This window comes from Streptomyces sp. NPDC057654 (assembly GCF_042800135.1).
GTDB lineage: Bacteria > Actinomycetota > Actinomycetes > Streptomycetales > Streptomycetaceae > Streptomyces.
In genome coordinates this window covers 1-1932 of sequence record NZ_JBHVHQ010001214.1, presented here as the reverse complement: position 1 = coordinate 1932, position 1932 = coordinate 1, and the positions used below count along the sequence as shown (strand labels likewise).

Genomic DNA, 1932 nt, shown 5'->3' with positions numbered 1-1932 from the left:
GCGCGCTGCTGACCGCCGGAGACGGCGCGGTGGTCTACGTGTACGGGCCCGGCGGCATCGGGAAGACCGCGCTGCTGCACCACTTCGCCCAGATCGGGCTGCGGGAGGGCCGGCCGGTGCTCCAGCTCGACGCGCGGGAGCTGCGCCCCTACGGCGAGGAAGCGGCGGCGGCGCTGCCGCGCGAGAGCGGCGCGCTGCTGCTGCTCGACAGCGTCGAGGAGCTCGTCGCCGACGAAGCCGACGAATCCTCCCTGCACCGGGGGCTGCTGCCCAAGCTGCCCGCCGACACCCTCGTCGCCCTCGCCGCGCGCGACGCCCCGCCGCTGGCCTGGCGGCTCGACCCGGCGTGGCAGGGGCTGCTGCACACCATGCCGCTCGCGCCGCTGGACGCGGCGGACAGCGGGGAGCTGCTGCGGCGGCGCGGCGTGCCACAGGACGTACAGGCGGCGGCCCTCGCGTTCACCCGCGGCCATCCGCTGGCGCTCGCCCTGGTCGCGGACATCTCCGCGCAGGGCGCGGCCGAGGCACACCCCGCCGAGTCCCCCGAGGTGGTGCAGGCGCTGCTGGTCAGCCTGCTGGACGCGGTGCCGACCGCGCTGCACCGGGCCGCGCTGGAGGCCGCCGCGCAGGTGCTGGTCACCACCGAGCCGCTGCTCGCGGCGCTGCTGGAGGTGTCGGACGCCCGGCCCTATTTCGAGTGGCTGCGGGGGCTGTCGGCCATGGAGTACGGGCCGCGCGGCATCCATCCGCACGATCTCGTACGGGCCGCCCTGGACGCGGAGCTGCGCTGGCGCCACCCGGAGCGGCGGCAGGCGCTGCGGCGCCGGGCCGGCGCGTACTACCAGCGGGTCTTCACGGACGGGGACCGTACGCGGCAGCGCTCCGTGCTGGCCGACTTCGCGTATCTGCACCGGGAGAGCCCGGTGGTGGGGCCGCTGCTGTCGCCTGTGACGAGCGGGGCGGCCGAGGCGGCGCGGCTGGACCGGCTGACGGTCGTCCGGGCGGGAGAGGGCGAGCTGGTGCAGGCGAGCACGATCGCCGCGATCCACGAGGGAGCGCCGTCGGCACGGCTCGTACGGGACTGGGCCGGGCATCCGGCGTGCGAGACGTACACGGTGTGCGGGCCCGACGGGGTGGCGGCGGGCTTCTACACGCTGCTGGAGCTGGCCGCCGAGCCGCTGCCGGACGCGCCGTCGGACCCGGCGGTGACGGCGGCCCAGCGGTGGCTGGCCGGGCGGCTGCGCCGCGACGAGATGGCGCTGCTGGTGCGGTTCTGGATGAGCCGCGACGACTACCAGGACGTCTCGCCGGTGCAGACGCTGATCACGCTGCGGCTGACCCACCACTATCTGACGGACCATCGGCCCGCGGTGACGCTGCTGCCGTTCGCGGACCCGGAGTTCTGGGAGCCGGGCTGCGCGTACGCCGACTTCTCCCGGCTGCCGGAGGCGGACTTCCGCAGCGGCGGCCGTGCGTACGGCATGTTCGCCCACGACTGGCGGCGCACGCCGCCGCTCGCCTGGCTGGAACTCCTCACCGAGCGGGAGCAGGCGGAGGACCCCTTGGCCGTCCCCGCTCCCCGGCCGCCGGAGGCGATGCGCACGCTGGAGCGCGACGAGTTCGCCGACGCGGTACGGGACGTCCTGCGCAGACTCGCCCGCCCGGACGGCCTGCGGGACTCGCCCCTGCTGGCCGCCCGTCTCGTCGCCGTGCGGTGTGCGGAGGACGCGGACGACCGGCTGCGGGCGGCGGCACTGCGCGAGGCCGTCCTGGAGGCGGCGGCGGAGCTGGAGACCTCGGCCGCGGACCGGCGCGCGTTCCGGGCGCTGCACCATACGTACTTGCGCCCGGCGGGTTCCCAGGCGCGGGCGGCGAGTCTGCTGGGGCTCCCGATGACGACGTACCGCAGGCATCTGGCGGCCGGGGTGGGGC

General features: G+C 76.3%; 1 protein-coding gene. It reads left to right on the top strand.

What is annotated here, in order from left to right:
• A partial coding sequence (locus tag ACFU99_RS42135; protein ID WP_384403684.1) for a hypothetical protein occupies window positions 1-1932 on the top strand: 1932 nt, incomplete at both ends.